This is a genomic window from Listeria monocytogenes (assembly GCF_900187225.1).
GTDB lineage: Bacteria > Bacillota > Bacilli > Lactobacillales > Listeriaceae > Listeria > Listeria monocytogenes.
Genome location: NZ_LT906436.1, coordinates 877,274 through 895,301, shown reverse-complemented (window position 1 = coordinate 895,301; position 18,028 = coordinate 877,274). Strand labels below are relative to the sequence as shown.

Genomic DNA, 18,028 nt, shown 5'->3' with positions numbered 1-18,028 from the left:
CCACTTTTTTATTTGTTCAGTTTAAGAATAATTGCGTCTTTTAAAATGTTTGCGCCATTAACAGTGCCGTAATCTTTCGTATCGATGACTTGGATTGGTTTATTATATTCCGCCGCAATTTCACTTAAATGTTTGAGTTGATGTTTGATTTGAGGACCGACTAAAATAACGTCAAAGTCTTCAATATGCTCGCGTAATTCTCCTGCTGGATGCGCTTCGATTTTTACATCGGTGTTTGTTAATTTTTCACTATTTTGGGCAATTTCCTTCATTTTTGTAACCATTACCCCTGTAGATGCGCCTAAGTTACAAACTAAAAGTACATGTAATTGATTGATTTCCATTTACTTTTCCTCCTCTTTTCTTAATGTTTTAATCTCTTGATGCATTTCAATCATTTCGCGAATTAAAGTTGATGCTAAGATGGTATTCATTAGAGTATCTTGCGCATGCACGAGTAAGACGGAAAAATTTGCTTGTTCCCCTCTTGTTTCTTGAATCAGCATTTCCGTTTGTACCTTGTGTGCTTCAATCATTAAGTCATCTGCTTCTTTTAAAAGTTGTTCAACTAGTTCTGAATCTGATTCTTTTGCAGCCTGTAGTGCTTCAATTAATTTAGAAAACGAATCCCCCGCCAGTGAAATTAATGAAAACGATATTTTTTCTATGTCCATTATGAAACCCTCTTTCATTCAAAGATAGCTGACTTAACGTAATGATAAATATCACGCTTTGAGCTAGCCATTTTAATTTTTTGCATTTTTTCTTCATTCAGCGCTAATTTCATTAATTGTTCCACGATTAAATGCGCTTCTTTTGTTTTTAAAGCTAATGTGAAAATGACATGAACCGGCTCCTCGTACCTATCGAAAAACATGATGCCATCCTCAATGATCGTCACTCCAATACCATCCATCAAAACTCCATCACTTGCCCCTGCGTGCGCTATTACCACGCCTGGTGCAACGACCATATACGGCCCATATACTTTTAAATTGTGGATAATTTTTTCGTGGTAACTTGGTTCAATGACTTTTAACTGCTCCATACGTTTGGTCCCAAGTTTAATTGCTTGGCGCCAAGTAGGACATGTTTCTTCCATAACAATAGCTTCTTCTGTAAATTCAAATGTTGGAATAAGCCTTTTTGGTGTTTCTCCTTCATCCGATATAAGCGCTTCCAATAAATCGAATTCTAATTTACTTAAATTAGTAATTTGCGTATTTTCGCCAATAATTGCTAAAATCTTGCTAAACTTATTAATAATCTGTTTATCACTTTTGACGAGTTTCATCCGTAAATGTTTTTGCAGTAATTCCATATCCTCTTTTTGCAAATAGCTGTGAATTCGGAGTACTTTCGTGTCTTGCATATCAGGCAAATCCACTGTGCTAATCACAAAATCAAAATCATTCATCATCGCGCGTTTGAACTTTCTAAGCCCAATCGTTTGAATCGACTCAAACTCAAACATTCGCTTTAACTGAATTGCAATCATTTTTGAAACCGCGACACCTTCTGGGCAAATAATTAGTAAATTTGGTTTCATTTCAACGGTTTGTTTATTGCGTTGTACCTCGGAAGCAAAGTATATCGCTAAAAATGAAATTTCCTGAGAGCTAACTGAAATTGGGAGTAGCGGCTTTAACGCTTCCAAGCTTTCCTTCACACGCATAAAAATTTCCCGATTATCTCGCATAAATTCATTAAAAATAGGATTTTCGATAATGACTCCAGCCCGAACGCGCCGAATCATTAATTTAATATGCGCTTTGATTTGTGTATAAAAATCCGTATCCCCATGCACAAAATCCACTTGATAAATTTCACCCATTTTTTCGCAAATACCTGTTACAAACGCTTCAATAACCGCCTCATCTTCGCGTCCATATTGATACTGTTTTAGTGACCCAATAATTATTTCTAGCGCCTTATCGAGCTCATCGACTGCCACAAAATCTGCCGTAAACTGAAAATCCGCTTTTGCCTCATGCTGTTTCAGTAAAATCGCGATTAACGTTAAATATAATTGCTCATCCATTGCACGCGTCATATTCTCCTCCACCGAATGCGCCTCACGATTCACTTCCTGCAAAATCTCCAATTCAAAAAGATTATAGAAAAATAACTCGCCCTTTTTAGATAAGCTATTTTCCGAATCTAAAAACTGATAAAATTCGCGGATATTAATAAAACGCAAGAAACTTCTAGCAAAAAGTGATGTTTTCGTAATTAAATTTCCAGTCACTAGAAAACCATGCCTCGGTTGGTGAGATAAATCTAAATTATTTAAAAAAAGTTCTCCTTCAATCGCACGTAGATGATTTAGCACAGAGGATCTTGAAATAAACAGGACTTCTTCAAAATAAGTAACCGGGAGCACTTCTTCACTTAAAAGCAGTTTTAGCAGTAAAAATTGTTGTACTTCTTCTTGGCTGTAACGGTATTTTTTCGGTGTGATTTGTTGCTTGAATATACGCACAACCGGGTTTACGATATTCTTTTCCGGAAGTAGCACCCCTTTCCTCGTATGTCTGATAAGAGCTGGTAATGTTTGCTCATGGAGAAAAATATCAATTTTTTCCAAACTATAACGAACACTGCGCTCCGAACAACCAAGCGCGTTAGAAATATAACCAATATTTTTAAAATCTTCCTGCTCCATAAGAAAATCTAAAATTTGAATACACTGCTGATTTAGTTTCATCAGGTATCACTCCTCTTTCTAAATTCAATTTATCATTTTCATGATAGGGCTTACAATAAGCTATATAGCTATTTTTGTCAGACCTGTCGGGACAAAAAAACTATCCATTTTACTATAACTGGAAAAAAACCTTGCCGGAATAGGTCGGAGCTACTGAAAGCACCAAAAAAGCCTTCTACATTCACTGTAAAAGGCCTATTATTTGAACTATTTATCTTTTTTCATATAGAAAGTTAAAATAATTGCGATGAAAACCATCAAAAATCCAACAATTGGTGTATAACTTAAACCAATATATTCTGTTACTAATCCACCGATAAATGCTCCGAGTGCGATTCCAATATTAAACGCAGAAATATTAAGCGCAGAAGCCATGCTAACCGTTTCTGGCAAATACCGTTCTGCTAATTGCACCACATAAAGTTGCAAACCAGACACATTCATAAACGCGAAAAATCCCATTAGCATAATAGTCATTAAACCTAAAATGGCATTTCCTGAAGTGAATTGAAGCAACAACAACGTCACACCTTGTAAGCTAAACATAATGAAAAGTGCTTTGGCAGGACGCTCATTCGCAAAATGCCCACCAATCGTATTCCCAATCGCAACCATCACACCATAAGCAATCAGTAAAATAACTATCATACTTGTCGAATAGCCCATTCCGCTAAACATCGGCGATAAATACGTATAAACCACAAAAGTACCACCATAACCAAACGCCGTCATGAGTAACACCTTCGCGATTTTTTTATTAACTAACAATTGCCCAATCGATTTAAACGAAATACTTTTTCCATTAGATAAGTTTTTCGGCACAAGGAAAAAATTAGCAATAATTGCTATCACACCAATCGCAACAATAAACAGGAATGACATCCGCCAGCCAAATAGTTGACCGATAAACGTCCCAAGTGGTACCCCTGTCACAGTCGCCACAGTCAGCCCTGTAAACATCACCGCAATTGCACTAGCCCGTTTACTCGGATGAACCACATCGGCTGCGATAACAGAAGCAATCGACATAAACACCCCGTGCGCAAAGGCCGCAACTACGCGCCCAGTAAGGAGCATTCCAAAACTTACAGCAAATGCAGAGACAAGATTACCTATTAGAAACACGAGCATTACTAATAATAACAGATTTTTACGATTCATCTTCGCCGTCACGGTTGTTAAAACCGGCGCTCCGACCATTACACCAAGCGCATAAATCGATACTGTCAAACCAGCCGTGCTAATCGACACACCCATACTAGAAGAAATCAGTGGAAGTAGCCCCACACTAATAAATTCTGTTGAACCAATCCCAAACGCACTAATTGCTAGCGCTAAAAGTGTCAAATTAGGATTCACTTTTTTCATATCCACATTGTTTCCCCCTAAAAAATTGCAAATTGTTTCGTTCTGTTATACAGTATCTTATATACCGTACAGAATAACAAGAAGGTACTTAAAAGTCATATAGATACTAAAAAGTGCCTATAGGAGGATTTTGATGACTAAAGTATATAATATCGGCGTCGAAGCTACACTAGAAGTTATTGGCGGCAAATGGAAACCAGTCATCCTTTGCCATTTACGCGAAGGCAAAAAACGAACTGGCGAATTAAAACGACTCATCCCCAACATCACACAAAAAATGCTCACACAACAATTGCGCGAGCTCGAAAAATCCGGCGTTATTATCCGTAAAGTTTACGAGCAAATTCCACCAAAAGTGGAGTATTCTTTGAGCGAATACGGCGAATCGTTGTCGGAGATTTTGAACAAACTTTGCTTATGGGGCGAGAATCATGTAGATTTATTGCTGACGAAGAATGAGGATATTGTTTTGTTGAAACGAGATTAATAGAAAAATAACCACCTCTTGGGTGGCTATTTTTAATGATTTCCTTTACTTAATATCCCTGAATCAATTTCTTCTCCATCTAAAAACCAATATCCATGATAATCCCCACTGAGCGCTGTAAACGGAACTGGTGTCTTCCCTACTTCCGTAACCTTTCTAAGTAAGTAATTCCGCAAAATCCAACCATCATTTAAAGAACGTTGCTTTAGATTAAAAATCCGTTCTATTTTTACTTGGCTTGTATTTAGTTCTTTTGCTACTTCGACAATCGTTAAATCCGCAAGCGCCAAATTCTCCGCAAATTCACTTTTCGTTGCTTTGATTTGTTCTTTTGATAAAGTCATTTTGAATTCCACCTTTTATAAATGTAATAATTTCTCTGCGTTTTTATGAGCAATTTTTGCTTTCACTTCATCCGCTAAATCAAGCATATCTAGGAAAGTTCCAGCATTTTCTGGTTTTACAAAAGGATAATCTAGCGCATAAATGAGATGATTTTCATCTAATTCATTTAATAAAAATTTCCATTCGTTTCGATATAATAAACCACTTGGTGTAATGTACACATTTGTCCGGTAATAATCAGAAATTTTGCGTTCAAGCGTTGTCCAGTGACCGAGTGTATCGTCCATTCTTTCTAAAAACATTGGCACCATTTCACCTAAATGCCCTGTAATGATTTTTAAATTTGGTAATTTATCAAAAACACCCGAAAGAATCATCCGCACGACTTGAATACCCACATCCATATGCCAGCCAAAACCAGCAGATGAAAATACCCCCGTGACTACATCAGACCAAGCATCACTGGCAAAATATTGTTCTGTAATAGTTTCTGGGATAAACGATGGATGGAACGAAATCGGTACATCTAGTTTTTCTGCCATTTCGAAAATCGGATAATAAAAGCTATTATCAAAATATTTATTTTCAAACTGCCCTTTCACAAGTGCGCCTTTGAAACCTAGTTCTTCTACGGCTCTTTTTAATTCAATAGCAGCATCTTCTGGTGAGCCTACTGGTAAGACAGCAAAACCGGAAAATCGCGTAGGATTTTGTTGAATCACCTTCGCTAGTTCATCATTTGCTCGCTTACACAGAGATACCGAAATTTTTGGATCTAAGTTTTGCGGAGAACTATTTCCATAAGAGAGTACTTGCATATCAATACCATGTTGGTCCATAAAGCCTAATCGTTTTTCCGTATCTTGCATTTCCGCCGCTGATGGAAGTTCCTTTTGCATATACTGAAACATTTCCGGACTAACCTGTCCACTTACTAAATTTCCAGTGACTTTATTGATTTCATTCGTAATTACTTCGGATTCAAAATGTTCTTCTATTGTTATAATTTTCATGTTCATTCCTCCTTAAGTAAACAATACCCCTTTTTGAGTTGCTAAAATAGCCACATTTCGATACACTAATAACAATTATGTATCATAAAAAGGAGAGTTTTTATGAATAACTATATAAAAGTTCATCAACCGTTGAATGTTGATCTACGTACACAAAAAACACAAACCAAACTATATACGGTTTTGGAGAGGTTTTATCTGGAAGGTAGAACTTTTGAATCAATATCAATAAAAGATTTATGTGAACAAGCCCAAATATCACGAGCCACTTTTTACCGTCATCATGAAGAGATTATTCAAATTATTGAAGTCCAGATTTTACGAACCATGCAATACTTCTCTTTGGAATTCGACCAAATTATTTTAACAAAAGAAAATATCCAACGCTTAATCCTCCGCTCCATCCAAAAAAACCCGCTTTTATTTCAAGCAATTTTTTGGAGCCGCGCTGAAAATATTTTTTTAGATGTGGTATCTGGAGAAATACTTCGAATTAGTTTGTTAAAAGAAATTTCCTTTTCAGATAGTAACTTTATTCCTAATTGTTTTGCTAGAATGATTTTAAGTTTAGCGGCAGAAATTCAGCAATCGAATAAAGACTATACGAATGGTCAATTAGTTGAATTGATACAGGAGGCAGCTCGCTTTTTACAAAAATAAAAAGAGCCTAAGTTCCCTTAGACTCTCTTATTTAATCAATCATTTTACGGAAATTCAACCGTTTATTTAATAGATACATTAGCGGAATCCCGACGCCCATCACAATGAATTCACTTGCAGCTGTTGTTGCCCAAGTAATTAGGAAAGGTAAGTCAAAAACGATTACTAGCTCCCATGCGATAATTGCCATCGTTACAGAGAAGAGAATCGTATTAATAATCATCCGCGGAATAATTCCTTTAACGTATTTAGAAATGCCAATCATTAGTAAAAGCGAGATAGCCGATTGTGCTACGCCAAAAACTAAATCAATCCAACCCAATCCGGAAAAGAACAAATTCGTAATAAAAACGCCTACGATAATACCCCAAAAGTATTTTTTATTAAAAACGATTAGGTGGTTAAAGATTTCTGGTATTCTAAATTGTAATGCCATAAACCCAATGGGCGCGACAATCATTCCGAGCACTACATACAGTGCAGCGATAATTGCATTCACCGTCAAAATTTTCATTTTCATTATTTTTCCTCCTAGTTTTTTTACGTGGGATGGTATGAATGAACCACGTGTGGCAATTTTGCCAACATGCTATTTTCTCATATTTGGAAGTTAATGTAAATGACTTATTGCACATAAAAAAACGGCTACTTAGAGTATAGCCGTTTTTTTTATGTGCTATGTTTTCCATTCAACCATTTCCCTACAAAATAAAGAACTATTGATAGAATTACTAATGAAATAAATCCTATATTTTTAGGGAGAATTTCTTTAATGACAATGAAGTAAGTCCACCCCAAAACGATGATTGCTACTACAATATATTCGATAATTTTATTTATCTTCATAACTAGCACCACACTCCCGTATCAATGAAATCGTTTAATCACTAGCATTTATAAAAAATAGACTGTAGATAAAGTTAAAATCTTCTTTATCTACAGTCTATCTATATGGTAACTATTTGTCTAATAATCTTATTTAGATTTTTGTGAGTAGTTGCCTTTGTTGCCGCCGCTGCGTTGTTCTCCGCCGCCACGACGATCACGATTGCCGCCACCGCCAGAGCCGCTTCCACCACCGGAACCGCCGCCGCTACGACGACCTTTACCGCTGTTGTTACGATCACGGTAGCTTCCGCCTTTGCCGCTTCCGCCGCGATAGCCGCCACCTTTGCCGCCTTTACCATTTTTACCTTTGTAGCCACCGCCACCACGGGATGGTAATGGACGCTCTTCAGTAATATGGACAGGAGTTTTATCTGGTTCTTTCGCTAACATTTTAAGCATTGCTGCTGCGATGTCAGTTGCATCGTATTTTTCAAGAAGTTCGTTAGCAAACGTTTTGTAGTCAGCTAAGTTTTCTTCTGTAATTGCTTCTTGAATTTTTTCAGTTGCTACGCGTAATTGGCCTGCAAATGCTTCGTCCCATGTAGGAGCTTGAAGTGGTTGCATACGTTTTTTCGTAGTTTCTTCCACAATACGTAAATAACCCATTTCACGAGGTTGTACGAATGTAATCGCCATACCTTCTTTACCAGCACGACCAGTACGACCAATACGGTGAACATAGCTTTCTGGATCTTGTGGAATATCATAGTTATATACATGTGTTACACCGGAAATATCAAGTCCGCGTGCTGCTACGTCTGTTGCAACTAGAACATCAATTTTTCCTTCTTTAAATTTGCGTAGTACGCTCATACGTTTTGCTTGCGTTAAGTCACCGTGGATACCTTCAGCCACGTAACCACGCATATCAAGCGCGCGAGATAGTTCGTCTACACGACGTTTTGTACGACCAAAAACAATTGCTAATTCTGGTGCTTGAACATCTAATAAACGAGATAATACGTCAAATTTTTCTTTTTCATGCACTTTTACGAAGAATTGTTCGATTAATAGTGCAGTCATTTCTTTTGCTTTAATACGAATAAGTTCTGGGCTATGCATGAAACGTTCACCGATACGGCGAATTGGATCAGGCATTGTTGCAGAAAATAGTAAAGTTTGACGTTCTGCTGGTACTTCTTTTAGAATAGTTTCGATATCATCAATGAAGCCCATGTTTAGCATTTCGTCTGCTTCATCTAGTACAAGTGTTTCCACGTGATCTAGTTTCAGTGTGCGACGGTTAATATGATCCAAAATACGTCCTGGCGTACCAACTACGATTTGTGGGTTTTTCTTAAGTGAACGGATTTGACGGCTAATATCACTACCACCGTAAACCGCTAGCACACGTACATGTTTATCATAGCTAAGTTTATAAAGCTCTTCTGAAACTTGGATTGCAAGTTCACGTGTTGGAGCAATAATTAAAGCTTGTACGTTGTTACTCTTTTGGTCAATTTTGTGAATCATTGGAAGACCAAAAGCGGCTGTTTTACCAGTACCTGTTTGTGCTTGCCCGATTAAGTCTTTACCTTCTAATCCTAGTGGAATTGTCTTTTCTTGGATTGGTGTTGCTTCTTCAAACCCCATCCGATTTACTGATTTTACAATTTTTTCGTCCAGTCCGAACTCCGAAAATTTTGTCAATGTCATTTCTCCTTTACCTGTTTAAAGTTTGGTAGGAGAGCTACTTTTATAATTCATCACAATACGCTTATTACGATTGTTTGTCTGTTCATTTGCAGTTGTTTTTATGAAAACTGCTATCTTTCATTTTCATTTTTCTGCAATAGAAAAGCCTGGGCGCACCAAGCAAAATGATTCACGGCATCAGAAATTTTCTCTGCCATTATAGCAGTTCTAACGCATCAAATAAAAAAGCCCTCATTAATCACTAGGCTAAATATAAACCTAATAAACTTCCATCTATCATCATAACACACTAACTATTTCTTTTCAACGTCAAAAGCTTATCTTTCCTTGCTATTATCGAATAAAAAAACTTAATTCTTTTTAAATGTACGCTTATCCGGGTTTTTCAGCGATTTTTATAGATAAATCTTTTAAAAAAAAGCTGAAAATCGTCCGAAAACAATTTCCAGCTTTTTATTAATCCCATTTGGCTAAAACGCGTTTTTTCAACTCATCCATAGCGTTTGTCGCTATTTCTTCTGTTTCACCGATAGTTTGGAAATAGATTTTGCATTTCGGTTCCGTTCCAGAAGGACGTATTGCAAACCAGGCGTTATCGTTTAAGTAAAATTTTAAAACATTTTCTTTTGGTAGCTCTATGTTTGTCATTTCCATCGTTGAAAGATTGGTTCGCTTATTCGTTAGAAAGTCCTCTAAAACCGTTATGCCGGGAATAAAAGTTGGCTCTTTGCGCAAAGCGTCTATTACTTGATTCATTTTAGTAGTTCCATCGCTATCATCTAGCGTAATCGTGTGCAAGTGTTCTTTATGATAGCCGAACTTTTCATATAAATTTGTTAGTTTTTGAAGAAGTGTTGTTCCTTCTTTTTTATAGAAAAGGGCCATTTCTGCTGTAAGTAATGCTGCTTGCACGGCGTCCTTGTCCCGAACAAATGGCGCGATTAAATAACCGTAACTTTCTTCGTATCCAAAAAGGAAGTTTTTTTCCGTACCTTCCATTTCGGCTATTTTTTCACCGATGTATTTGAATCCAGTAAGCGTTTGGATATGATTAATTCCAAAGTCATGCGCGATTCTTCCACCTAAGTCCCCCGTGACAATTGTATTAATCATCGTATCCGCCCCAGTTACCGACGTTTTGGCTTCTAAAATATACTGTAAAAGCAATGCGCCTAGCTGATTTCCGGTTAAAATTTGGTACGTAGCTTGCTTGTTTAAAACAGCCACTCCCAGTCTATCAGCATCAGGATCTGTTGCCAAAATAATATCGGCTTGTATTTCTTTTGCCAGCTTTTTGGCTAGGTCGAAACTATTTTCTTCTTCCGGATTAGGCGAAATCACTGTCGGAAAATCCCCATCCGGTTCGCTTTGTTCTGCAATAATGGTCGTTTCCGAAAATCCATTTTCCAAAAGTCCACGCATAACGAGTTCTTTTCCGGCACCATGAAGCGGCGTGTAACAAATCCGTAGTTCATTCCCGTAGTCAGCAAGCAAGTCAGGGCGAGAAACGACTGCTGTTAAAGCGTTTAAATAAGCATCATCCATTTCTTTTCCTAGAGGTGTCACGAGTGGATTGGGTAATTCGCGCACTGGTATAGTAAAGATATCCGTTATTTTTTCTAAATAGCCAGCAATTTCCTGCGCTACACCCAATGTGATTTGACAGCCATTTTTATCATATACTTTGAAACCATTATAGATAGAAGGATTATGGCTTGCGGTAATCACTACGCCCGCGAATGCCCCCTTTTCTCGAACGCAAAATGATAAAGCTGGTGTTGGTCGAATCGAATCGGATAAATAAATGTTGATACCCTGCGCCGCTAGGACCTTTGCCGTTTCCTGCGCAAAAGCACCCGAATGATGTCTAGAGTCAAACGCAATTGCAACGCCCATTTCGGCTCCTTCGTTTGCGACAACATAATCTCCCAAACCTTTCGCTACTCGTCTAATGGTAAAAAAATTGATGCGCTTTGTTCCAATACCCATTTTACCGCGCATCCCGCCAGTTCCAAATGTTAAGTAACCATCAAAACGTTCCTGCTCTTCTTCCACTCGTTGTAATTCACGGCGCCACTCATTTGATAAATCGGCATTTTGCCAAGCACTCAAATAGTGTTTCCAAGTCATTTGTTTTCCACTTCTAACTGATGTAAAATTTCGCTTATTTTCATATCACAACCTGCCATGGAAGTATCCGCTACACCGTAATACATGTGCAGTGTATCGCCTTCTTGAATGGCCCCACAAGCGAAAACAACATCACCGAAGAAACCGTTCTTCTCATAATCGGCAACTGGTTCTAAAATAGGTGTTTTCGTTCTTTTTAATACAATCGTTGGGTCATTTAAATCAAGAAGTGCCGCACCCATTACGTAACGGTTTTCTTCTGTTGCACCGTGATACAAAATCAGCCAACCTTCTTCTGTTTTAATCGGCACACATCCGCCACCAACTCGGCCACTATCATATTCACCAGGACGAATTCCAAGCAAATGACGATGATCGCCAAAACTGCGCAAATCTGGAGAAGAAGCAATCCAAATATCTAAATTACCAATACTTTTCAAACTTGGACGATGTAAGGCATAATATTTTCCGTTAATTTTTTCTGGGAAAATTAGTACATCTTTATTTTCAGGAGCAAAGATATTTCCTTGATACTCCAAATTTTCGAAGTCTTTTGTGGTCACTAATGCATCCGCTACACCAATCTCAGATACCGCACTAAAATTCACGTGATATGTATCGCCAATTTGCGTCACACGAGCATCTTCAATTCCAAATGTCTGATACTCATTAAACGGATATAAAAACGGTTTTTCATCCAATGTAAACTGATGACCATCTTTACTACGAGCAATTCGAATATACGATAGCGATGTTAAATACGAAAAACCTTCTAGTTTTGCTTTACTGCGAATCATTCGCGGATCTTCAAAATCATAATTTTCATCATCTAATCGGAATTGTTGTAATTCTAATTCATTACTTGTCGCATTATAAACTGGTGCAAGGACTATTTCCAGATCCTCACTAACTGGTTTTTCTGCCACACGAAGAAGTAAAAGCACTTCGCCGTTATATTCGGCAACACCAGCGTTGAAAGCGCCAATCACTTCAAAACCTTCATGGATTGGTTTTACGTCTAAAGGTGTAATTAATGGGTTTTCTTCATAACGATAAATGTTCATTTCTACTCAAAACTCCTACTATTAGTTATTTTTAAATGGATCAGGAATTGCTAATTTTTGTGCATCAGAATCGCCAATCCCTGCATAAAGTGTCGCAGTCCCGTCCGAATTCCTGATTAAACCACCGCTAAATACAACGTCTGCTAAATCAGGTCTTTTAGGCTCACTAGGTGCAAAATTAGCACGTTCGGCGATTATTTTTTCTTGCTCGATTTGAGAAAAATCTTCATTCAATTGAAAAGAACACGCATAATAATGACGATTACCTGCTTCATCAAAACAAGCGATGTGACCAAGCACGCCAATTCTCTCATCTTCTAACAAATGAATCTCATTTCCGCCACCCCATTCCTCTCCTGAAAAATTCCGTTTCAAAAGTGGTGCAGCTTCAATTTTCTCTATAGTTAATTCTGTTAGTGAATCCATAACGATTGCGCCGATTTTCCCGCGACCGCCCTTTTCACCTTGTGGTCTTGTTAATACTAAAATGCGTCCGTCTGCTAATTCTTTGATGCGCAAATCTTTCATCCCAATTGGTCCGGCAAGAATTTGCTCAAAATCAGTAAGCGAGGTTGCCCGATATAAATTAGTACGCCAATCTAACATAGTCGGGTCCGTTTCTTTCGGGAAAACTTCTACCCCGCCAATAATCAGCTCACCCTGAACAAATGTAACAAATGGATCTTGTAGCGCTAAAACAGTCGTATTTTCAACTAATTGATATTTGTCCGTCTCTGTTTTTTCAAAAAAGCGTACTTCCGAAAACTCGCTATCACGCGACTCCACTCGACCTGCAATATATTCTTGTCCTAGCCAATGAAATGGTGCCGTAATATTGTATACATCTTTGTCGCCAGCACCATTTAACGTGATACGTGTCCCAAACGCAGCACTATTTTCCCGGTAAACTTGCAACAAATTTTCGATTGTATTCATTTTATTCCTCCACTCTAAGCGCAATTCCAGTATGCGCGCCCATTCTAATACCATTTTCTACCATCATCGCTTCTCCAAAAACAAGCTGATAGTTCCCCTGAAGCGGGTAAGTTACCTCTTCCTCACCAAAATGAAGTAAAAAGATAAATTCACCTCGCTGATAACTGAGTACTTCTCCATCCAACTTCAAAAAAGTATATTCCATCTCTTTAAAATCATTTTCTTTACGAAATGCGAGTAATGTTTGATAAAAATCCCACATCATCCGTGCTTCTTCTTCCGGCAAAGTAGCCATTTTAATCCATGGTTCACCTAGAGTAAATGGCTTTCCATCTGGGAAAATCATCGGCCCACGTGCTTTGTCACGCGTTTTTTCAATAGCGATTTCGAGTGCTTGTTTTTCATCTGTACCAGTTTGTAAAGCTTGATAGTACGCGGCTGTCCCTTGAATATCGCGCATCTCTTTTACGGAAGAAAATGTTAAATCAGGCATACCCACCTCTTCTCCGTAGTATATAAACGGCACGCCTTTCGCAGTTAACATTAAAAATGCGAGCAATTGGGTCTTTACTAAGTCTCCAGATGCGAGGCGACTTCTGAACCTGCTCATATCATGACTTCCAAAGAAAAGCGTCGGCCACTGCCCTTCGTTTAATGCCGTTTCCATCTCATTCAATGTCGTAAATACAGATTTTGCATCTAGCTGATCAACACTGCCAAAATTAAAATTAAACGTGACATCTAGCATTTTTTTCGAGCTATATCGCGTAATTTCAGGTAATTTATCCGAGCTAATTTCGCCTACTAAAAACACGTCGCGCTCTTTTCGACAAAAGGAAGCGATATCCTCTAACGCTTGTTCTAATCCACTCTGATTACGGTCATAAACATGCTCCATTTCACCAGATGCGACTGGATTATCCGGAAATTCAAGTGCGAGCGTTAAATTATTGATAACATCTAACCTGAATCCCGCCACTCCTTCATTCAACCAAAACGCTAAAACTTCCTCTATTTCTGCGCGAACAGCTTCATTCGCCCAGTTTAAGTCAGCCTGTTCTTTTGCAAAACTATGATAGTAGTACTCGCCAGTAAGTTCATCCATTTCCCAAGCAGAACCACCAAAAAACGACTCCCAATTATTTGGTTTTTCTCTCCAAATATAATAATCTCGTTTAGGATTCGTCTTACTACTACGCGATTCCTTAAACCAAGCATGCTCTGTTGATGAATGATTTAACACTAAGTCAATAATAACTTTTATTCCTCGTGAATCCGCCGCTTTCATAAACGCTCGAAAATCAGTCATATCGCCGTAATCCGGATTTATGTCACAGTAATCCGAAACATCATAGCCATTATCTACTTGCGGTGAAGGATAAAATGGAGTCAGCCAAATACCATCAATTCCCAAATCCACTAGATAATCTAATCTGCTCGTTAAACCTTTAAAATCACCCAAACCATCACCATTACTATCTTGAAATGATTTCATATAAATTTCATAAAACACACTACGACGCCAAAACTCCAAGTTTAGTCGCTCCTTTTATTTCAATGTAAATTGCATTCCTTCTTGGAACTTCTTCGAGAAGAATAAGAACAAGATGATTAGCGGAAGTGTTAGCAACACCGAAGCCGCGTACATTGGACCTGGATAGGTTGCATAAGGTCCAAACATTTGCGAGATTAGCACATTCAACGTGACCGTTCCATCACTCTTCGTTACAAGCATATCCCAAAGTAAATTCGTCCATCTGTCTGTGAAAAGGAATAAGAAAATAACGGTCGTAATTGATTTAGACATTGGCAGCACAACCCGAAACAAAATCTTCAAATCACTTGCCCCGTCCAGTTTGGCAGCTTCAATTAATGTGTCTGGAATCGCTTTGAAAAAGTTGGTATACATGAATACAGCCCATAAGCTAAGCATCGTTGGGATAATCATTCCCGCATAGGTATCCAATAATCCAAAATCCGTAATCATTAAAAACTGCGGAATCAGCAAGATGATTGCCGGGAAAAACATTTGAAATAAAATCGCATTGTTAACAATTTTTTTGCCTTTAAAATCCACTTTTGCAAGTGCGTAGCCAACCATTAGACCGAAAAGCAACATCAAGCCTGTCGCAATGGTGGAAACAATAATTGTATTAATAAACGCATGAATCCAAGGCGCCGGTGCCGCAACGACTGAATTCCCAAATAACCAATCCCACGAACGAGTAGTGAATTCTGTCGGAATCAACTTTTTATCTACCTGATCCCAAGCAGCAAATGAGTTTAAAACCAAATAAATAAACGGATAAATCATGATCAGCATGAGTAATGTTGTCAGTATATAGCGAACAATTTTACCCGCTTTACTATTATGTCCAACCATTTCTTTGACCCCATTTCTCAAGCATTTTCTTAATAACACCAATTGATGCAAATGTCACAGTAGCAGCCATTAGAGAAATCGCTGAAGCATAACCAGAATTCAAGTTAACAAATGCTTGGTTAAAAATTTCCATTTGCCATGTATTTGTTGCAAAATTCGGTCCACCACCAGTCAATTGGTAAACTTCGGTGAAAATACCAAAGCTAACACCCACCGCTAAAACAATCACAGTAAATAAAGCTGGATATAGCATCGGAACAGTGACTTTCCAAAATGTTCTAAATCTACCAGAACCATCCATTGCTGCAGCTTCATAAATTTCATGATTAATACTAGCAAGTCCAGAAATTAAAATGAGCGCATAATAACCAGACATTTTCCAAGCTATCATTAGTGAAATAATAACGAGCGCCGACATTGGTGTTCCGAGCCAATCGATATCCCAACCAAAATGCCCGCGTAAAAACACATTCAGCGCACTATTGTATGAAAGCAACCCTTGTACAATTAGCGAAGTTACAACTCCTGAAGACAAATACGGTAGGAAAAACGCAACCAAATAAAGTCCTTTAAACTTCGGTAGTCCATTCACTAATACCGCGACAATCATCGAAATAATTAACGCCATAGGAACAAAAACAATCAAAAATTTATAAGTAACAAAAAAGGCTGCTTGAACTGCTGGACTAGTGAACGCTTTAATAAAATTATCAAAGCCAACAAAATTGATTTCCGGACTCATCATGTTCCAATCAGTCACAGATAACCAAATTGACCAAACAAGCGGTACTAAGAAAAATATCGCTGTGAATATGAGATACGGGCTGGTAAATGACCAGCCCAATTTGTTGTTTCGCCGCTTCATTCTTGAAGCACCCCGTCCTCAGCTTTCTTCATATCTGACCAAGCTTTAGTAGGTTTTTTCTCCCCACGAACAATCGGATTCCATGCTTCTTCACCAATGATTTGTTGAATATCATTATATTTCGCGTCATCCATCGCAGGAATGCTATATGGTACATTAGCTGCATAAACTTCGAGTTCTGGATTTTCTTTAAAGAAAGCTGTGAAAGTTTCGTTTTCTGTTGCATCATCACGCGCAGGAATTAAGTTAGTTGTTTCTAAGAATTTCAAGTCATTTTTGTCATCATTGTACACGAATTTCAAGAAATCCATTGCCGCTTCTTTTTCTTTATCTGTCGCTTGTGCATACATTACAACGCCTTTCGAATCAGCGTATGTAGCAACATTTTCTTCATTCACCATGCTATCTGGTACTAGTGGTGCTGTTATTGCATAGTTTTCGTTATATTTAAGTTCTGGGAATTTTTCGTCCCAGTTCGGGAAAGTCCAAGGGCCATTATCTGCCATGATACTTGTTCCAGTTTCAAATGGATCTGTTGCTTTGCTTGCAAGAAGTAATTTATTTTTTTGCAATTCAGACATAAATGTTAATAACTCTGTTCCTGCTTTATCGTCTGCTACTAATTTGCCATCTTCTACAAATGCATTTCCTTTAGAAGCTGCATCATAAAGTGGGAAGAAATCAAACCAGCGCATCCAAGCAGTTGGATCAGATAAATCCCCTTTTGCCCAAAGCACTTTATCTGGATATTTCGCTTTTAGTTTTTTACCAACTTCGAGCGCTTCACTATATGTTTTTGGCGGTGCATCATAGCCAAGTTCTTTGAGTGTATCTAAACGCCAAGCAAAAAGAATTGGATTGGAGTATACAGGTAGCACATATTGATTGCCATCAGAGAATTTCCAAGAATCCATTGTTTCGCTCATGTTTCGTTCTTTGACAACATCATCAAGTCCCTTTACATCATTCAAAGGAACAATCGCTTTACTGTCAGCTAATTGCGCAGCGAAACTACGATTGATATTTTCAGACATTGTTGGCGCCGTTTTAGAGGCAATAGCTGATTGGATAGTTGCTTCCGATGATGGACTTTCTTTCATTTGGGAAACTTCAATCGTGACATCTGGATTTTCTTTTTCGTAAGCTTTCGCCATTTCATCCCAATATTTTACTTGAGTTGGATTTGGAGCTGCCCAAAACGTTACTTTTGTTTTACCATTATCGTCGCTTTTGCTGTTCCCACCACCACAAGCAGTGAGTAATGACCCAGCAACCACAACACTAAGAGCTGCAATAGCAATTTTTCTAATCTTCATATCAATAATCCTCCTAATTCCACTTTTTTGTAATTGTAAGCGCTTGATTACGATTACATTATCACATTACATTTTTGTAATGTCAATAATTACTTTTAATAAACCTAATATCATTAAGCTTTATATGCATTACTGCCAAAAATAAAAAGAATTACTTTCTACATTACTTTTTAATTATAAAATTTTTGCTATTTTGTGAATTTACTTCTA

The 18,028-nt window shown here is 37.9% G+C and carries 18 protein-coding genes and 1 riboswitch; of the genes, 2 read left to right on the top strand and 16 right to left on the bottom strand.

Annotated features, from left to right (window positions below; genetic code table 11):
• Positions 1–8 precede the first annotated feature (8 nt).
• From CKV70_RS04490 to CKV70_RS04475, 4 genes are all read right to left on the bottom strand, one after another.
• On the bottom strand, positions 9–344 hold the full coding sequence (locus tag CKV70_RS04490; protein ID WP_003721441.1) for a PTS sugar transporter subunit IIB: 336 nt from the start codon (positions 342–344) through the stop codon (positions 9–11).
• Positions 345–674 (bottom strand): PTS lactose/cellobiose transporter subunit IIA, encoded by a 330-nt coding sequence (locus tag CKV70_RS04485; protein WP_003721440.1) that lies wholly within the window; start codon positions 672–674, stop codon positions 345–347.
• A gap of 14 nt (positions 675–688) precedes the next feature.
• The gene (locus CKV70_RS04480; protein ID WP_014600664.1) at positions 689–2,707 is read right to left on the bottom strand and encodes a BglG family transcription antiterminator; all 2,019 of its coding nucleotides are present in this window, start codon (positions 2,705–2,707) and stop codon (positions 689–691) included.
• Positions 2,708–2,914: 207 nt separating this feature from the next.
• On the bottom strand, positions 2,915–4,081 hold the full coding sequence (locus CKV70_RS04475; RefSeq protein ID WP_014600663.1) for an MFS transporter: 1,167 nt from the start codon (positions 4,079–4,081) through the stop codon (positions 2,915–2,917).
• A gap of 127 nt (positions 4,082–4,208) precedes the next feature.
• On the opposite strand from CKV70_RS04475, the gene CKV70_RS04470 reads away from it, so the two are divergent.
• Positions 4,209–4,562 carry a winged helix-turn-helix transcriptional regulator gene (locus tag CKV70_RS04470; RefSeq protein WP_003721437.1) on the top strand — a complete coding sequence of 118 codons (354 nt, stop codon included), beginning with the start codon at positions 4,209–4,211 and terminating at the stop codon, positions 4,560–4,562.
• 32 nt (positions 4,563–4,594) lie between these two features.
• On the opposite strand, the gene CKV70_RS04465 is transcribed toward CKV70_RS04470, so the two are convergent.
• Together CKV70_RS04465 and CKV70_RS04460 are read right to left on the bottom strand one after the other, a co-directional pair.
• Positions 4,595–4,906, bottom strand: coding sequence for a DUF2316 family protein (locus tag CKV70_RS04465; protein WP_003721436.1), 312 nt, complete (start codon positions 4,904–4,906; stop codon positions 4,595–4,597).
• A 15-nt stretch (positions 4,907–4,921) separates the two neighbouring features.
• The gene (locus CKV70_RS04460) at positions 4,922–5,920 is read right to left on the bottom strand and encodes an amidohydrolase family protein (protein ID WP_014600662.1); all 999 of its coding nucleotides are present in this window, start codon (positions 5,918–5,920) and stop codon (positions 4,922–4,924) included.
• Positions 5,921–6,022: 102 nt separating this feature from the next.
• Between CKV70_RS04460 and CKV70_RS04455 the strand changes: the two genes are divergently transcribed.
• On the top strand, positions 6,023–6,580 hold the full coding sequence (locus tag CKV70_RS04455; protein ID WP_009926385.1) for a hypothetical protein: 558 nt from the start codon (positions 6,023–6,025) through the stop codon (positions 6,578–6,580).
• Positions 6,581–6,611: 31 nt separating this feature from the next.
• On the opposite strand, the gene CKV70_RS04450 is transcribed toward CKV70_RS04455, so the two are convergent.
• The 10 genes from CKV70_RS04450 to CKV70_RS04400 all read right to left on the bottom strand — a co-directional run bounded on the left by CKV70_RS04450 (position 6,612) and on the right by CKV70_RS04400 (position 17,818).
• Positions 6,612–7,100, bottom strand: coding sequence for a QueT transporter family protein (locus CKV70_RS04450; protein WP_003721433.1), 489 nt, complete (start codon positions 7,098–7,100; stop codon positions 6,612–6,614).
• Positions 7,101–7,105: 5 nt separating this feature from the next.
• Positions 7,106–7,153, bottom strand: a riboswitch (PreQ1 riboswitch).
• A gap of 96 nt (positions 7,154–7,249) precedes the next feature.
• Positions 7,250–7,426 (bottom strand): hypothetical protein, encoded by a 177-nt coding sequence (locus CKV70_RS04440; protein ID WP_003732375.1) that lies wholly within the window; start codon positions 7,424–7,426, stop codon positions 7,250–7,252.
• Positions 7,427–7,555: 129 nt separating this feature from the next.
• Entirely contained in the window at positions 7,556–9,118 is a 1,563-nt protein-coding gene (gene cshA, locus CKV70_RS04435; RefSeq protein WP_003732374.1) for a degradosome RNA helicase CshA, read from the bottom strand.
• Positions 9,119–9,580: 462 nt separating this feature from the next.
• The gene (locus CKV70_RS04430) at positions 9,581–11,254 is read right to left on the bottom strand and encodes a phospho-sugar mutase (protein WP_014600661.1); all 1,674 of its coding nucleotides are present in this window, start codon (positions 11,252–11,254) and stop codon (positions 9,581–9,583) included.
• Positions 11,251–12,318, bottom strand: coding sequence for a BtaManbiosPhlase (locus CKV70_RS04425; RefSeq protein ID WP_014600660.1), 1,068 nt, complete (start codon positions 12,316–12,318; stop codon positions 11,251–11,253). The genes CKV70_RS04430 and CKV70_RS04425 overlap by 4 nt, the downstream gene beginning before the upstream one ends.
• Positions 12,319–12,339: 21 nt before the next feature.
• Complete coding sequence (locus CKV70_RS04420; RefSeq protein ID WP_014600659.1) at positions 12,340–13,254, bottom strand: MTP-1 family protein; 915 nt, start codon at positions 13,252–13,254, stop codon at positions 12,340–12,342.
• A gap of 1 nt (position 13,255) precedes the next feature.
• A complete protein-coding gene (locus CKV70_RS04415; protein ID WP_014600658.1) occupies positions 13,256–14,788 on the bottom strand; it encodes an alpha-amylase family glycosyl hydrolase in 1,533 nt (510 codons plus the stop codon).
• Positions 14,789–14,803: 15 nt separating this feature from the next.
• Complete coding sequence (locus CKV70_RS04410; RefSeq protein ID WP_003721426.1) at positions 14,804–15,637, bottom strand: carbohydrate ABC transporter permease; 834 nt, start codon at positions 15,635–15,637, stop codon at positions 14,804–14,806.
• Positions 15,624–16,502, bottom strand: a complete 879-nt coding sequence (locus tag CKV70_RS04405) for a carbohydrate ABC transporter permease (RefSeq protein WP_003724790.1) — start codon at positions 16,500–16,502, stop codon at positions 15,624–15,626. The genes CKV70_RS04410 and CKV70_RS04405 overlap by 14 nt, the downstream gene beginning before the upstream one ends.
• Positions 16,499–17,818, bottom strand: a complete 1,320-nt coding sequence (locus CKV70_RS04400) for an ABC transporter substrate-binding protein (protein ID WP_003732367.1) — start codon at positions 17,816–17,818, stop codon at positions 16,499–16,501. The genes CKV70_RS04405 and CKV70_RS04400 overlap by 4 nt, the downstream gene beginning before the upstream one ends.
• Positions 17,819–18,028: the final 210 nt, after the last annotated feature.

What these genes read in the sequence shown, in the direction of transcription:
- CKV70_RS04490 (WP_003721441.1), bottom strand. Translation starts at nt 344, where the DNA reads ATGGAAATCAATCAATTACATGTACTTTTAGTTTGTAACTTAGGCGCA.
- CKV70_RS04485 (WP_003721440.1), bottom strand. Translation starts at nt 674, where the DNA reads ATGGACATAGAAAAAATATCGTTTTCATTAATTTCACTGGCGGGGGAT.
- CKV70_RS04480 (WP_014600664.1), bottom strand. Translation starts at nt 2,707, where the DNA reads ATGAAACTAAATCAGCAGTGTATTCAAATTTTAGATTTTCTTATGGAG.
- CKV70_RS04470 (WP_003721437.1), top strand. Translation starts at nt 4,209, where the DNA reads ATGACTAAAGTATATAATATCGGCGTCGAAGCTACACTAGAAGTTATT.
- CKV70_RS04465 (WP_003721436.1), bottom strand. Translation starts at nt 4,906, where the DNA reads ATGACTTTATCAAAAGAACAAATCAAAGCAACGAAAAGTGAATTTGCG.
- CKV70_RS04460 (WP_014600662.1), bottom strand. Translation starts at nt 5,920, where the DNA reads ATGAAAATTATAACAATAGAAGAACATTTTGAATCCGAAGTAATTACG.
- CKV70_RS04455 (WP_009926385.1), top strand. Translation starts at nt 6,023, where the DNA reads ATGAATAACTATATAAAAGTTCATCAACCGTTGAATGTTGATCTACGT.
- CKV70_RS04450 (WP_003721433.1), bottom strand. Translation starts at nt 7,100, where the DNA reads ATGAAAATGAAAATTTTGACGGTGAATGCAATTATCGCTGCACTGTAT.
- CKV70_RS04440 (WP_003732375.1), bottom strand. Translation starts at nt 7,426, where the DNA reads ATGAAGATAAATAAAATTATCGAATATATTGTAGTAGCAATCATCGTT.
- CKV70_RS04430 (WP_014600661.1), bottom strand. Translation starts at nt 11,254, where the DNA reads ATGACTTGGAAACACTATTTGAGTGCTTGGCAAAATGCCGATTTATCA.
- CKV70_RS04425 (WP_014600660.1), bottom strand. Translation starts at nt 12,318, where the DNA reads ATGAACATTTATCGTTATGAAGAAAACCCATTAATTACACCTTTAGAC.
- CKV70_RS04420 (WP_014600659.1), bottom strand. Translation starts at nt 13,254, where the DNA reads ATGAATACAATCGAAAATTTGTTGCAAGTTTACCGGGAAAATAGTGCT.
- CKV70_RS04410 (WP_003721426.1), bottom strand. Translation starts at nt 15,637, where the DNA reads ATGGTTGGACATAATAGTAAAGCGGGTAAAATTGTTCGCTATATACTG.
- CKV70_RS04405 (WP_003724790.1), bottom strand. Translation starts at nt 16,502, where the DNA reads ATGAAGCGGCGAAACAACAAATTGGGCTGGTCATTTACCAGCCCGTAT.
- CKV70_RS04400 (WP_003732367.1), bottom strand. Translation starts at nt 17,818, where the DNA reads ATGAAGATTAGAAAAATTGCTATTGCAGCTCTTAGTGTTGTGGTTGCT.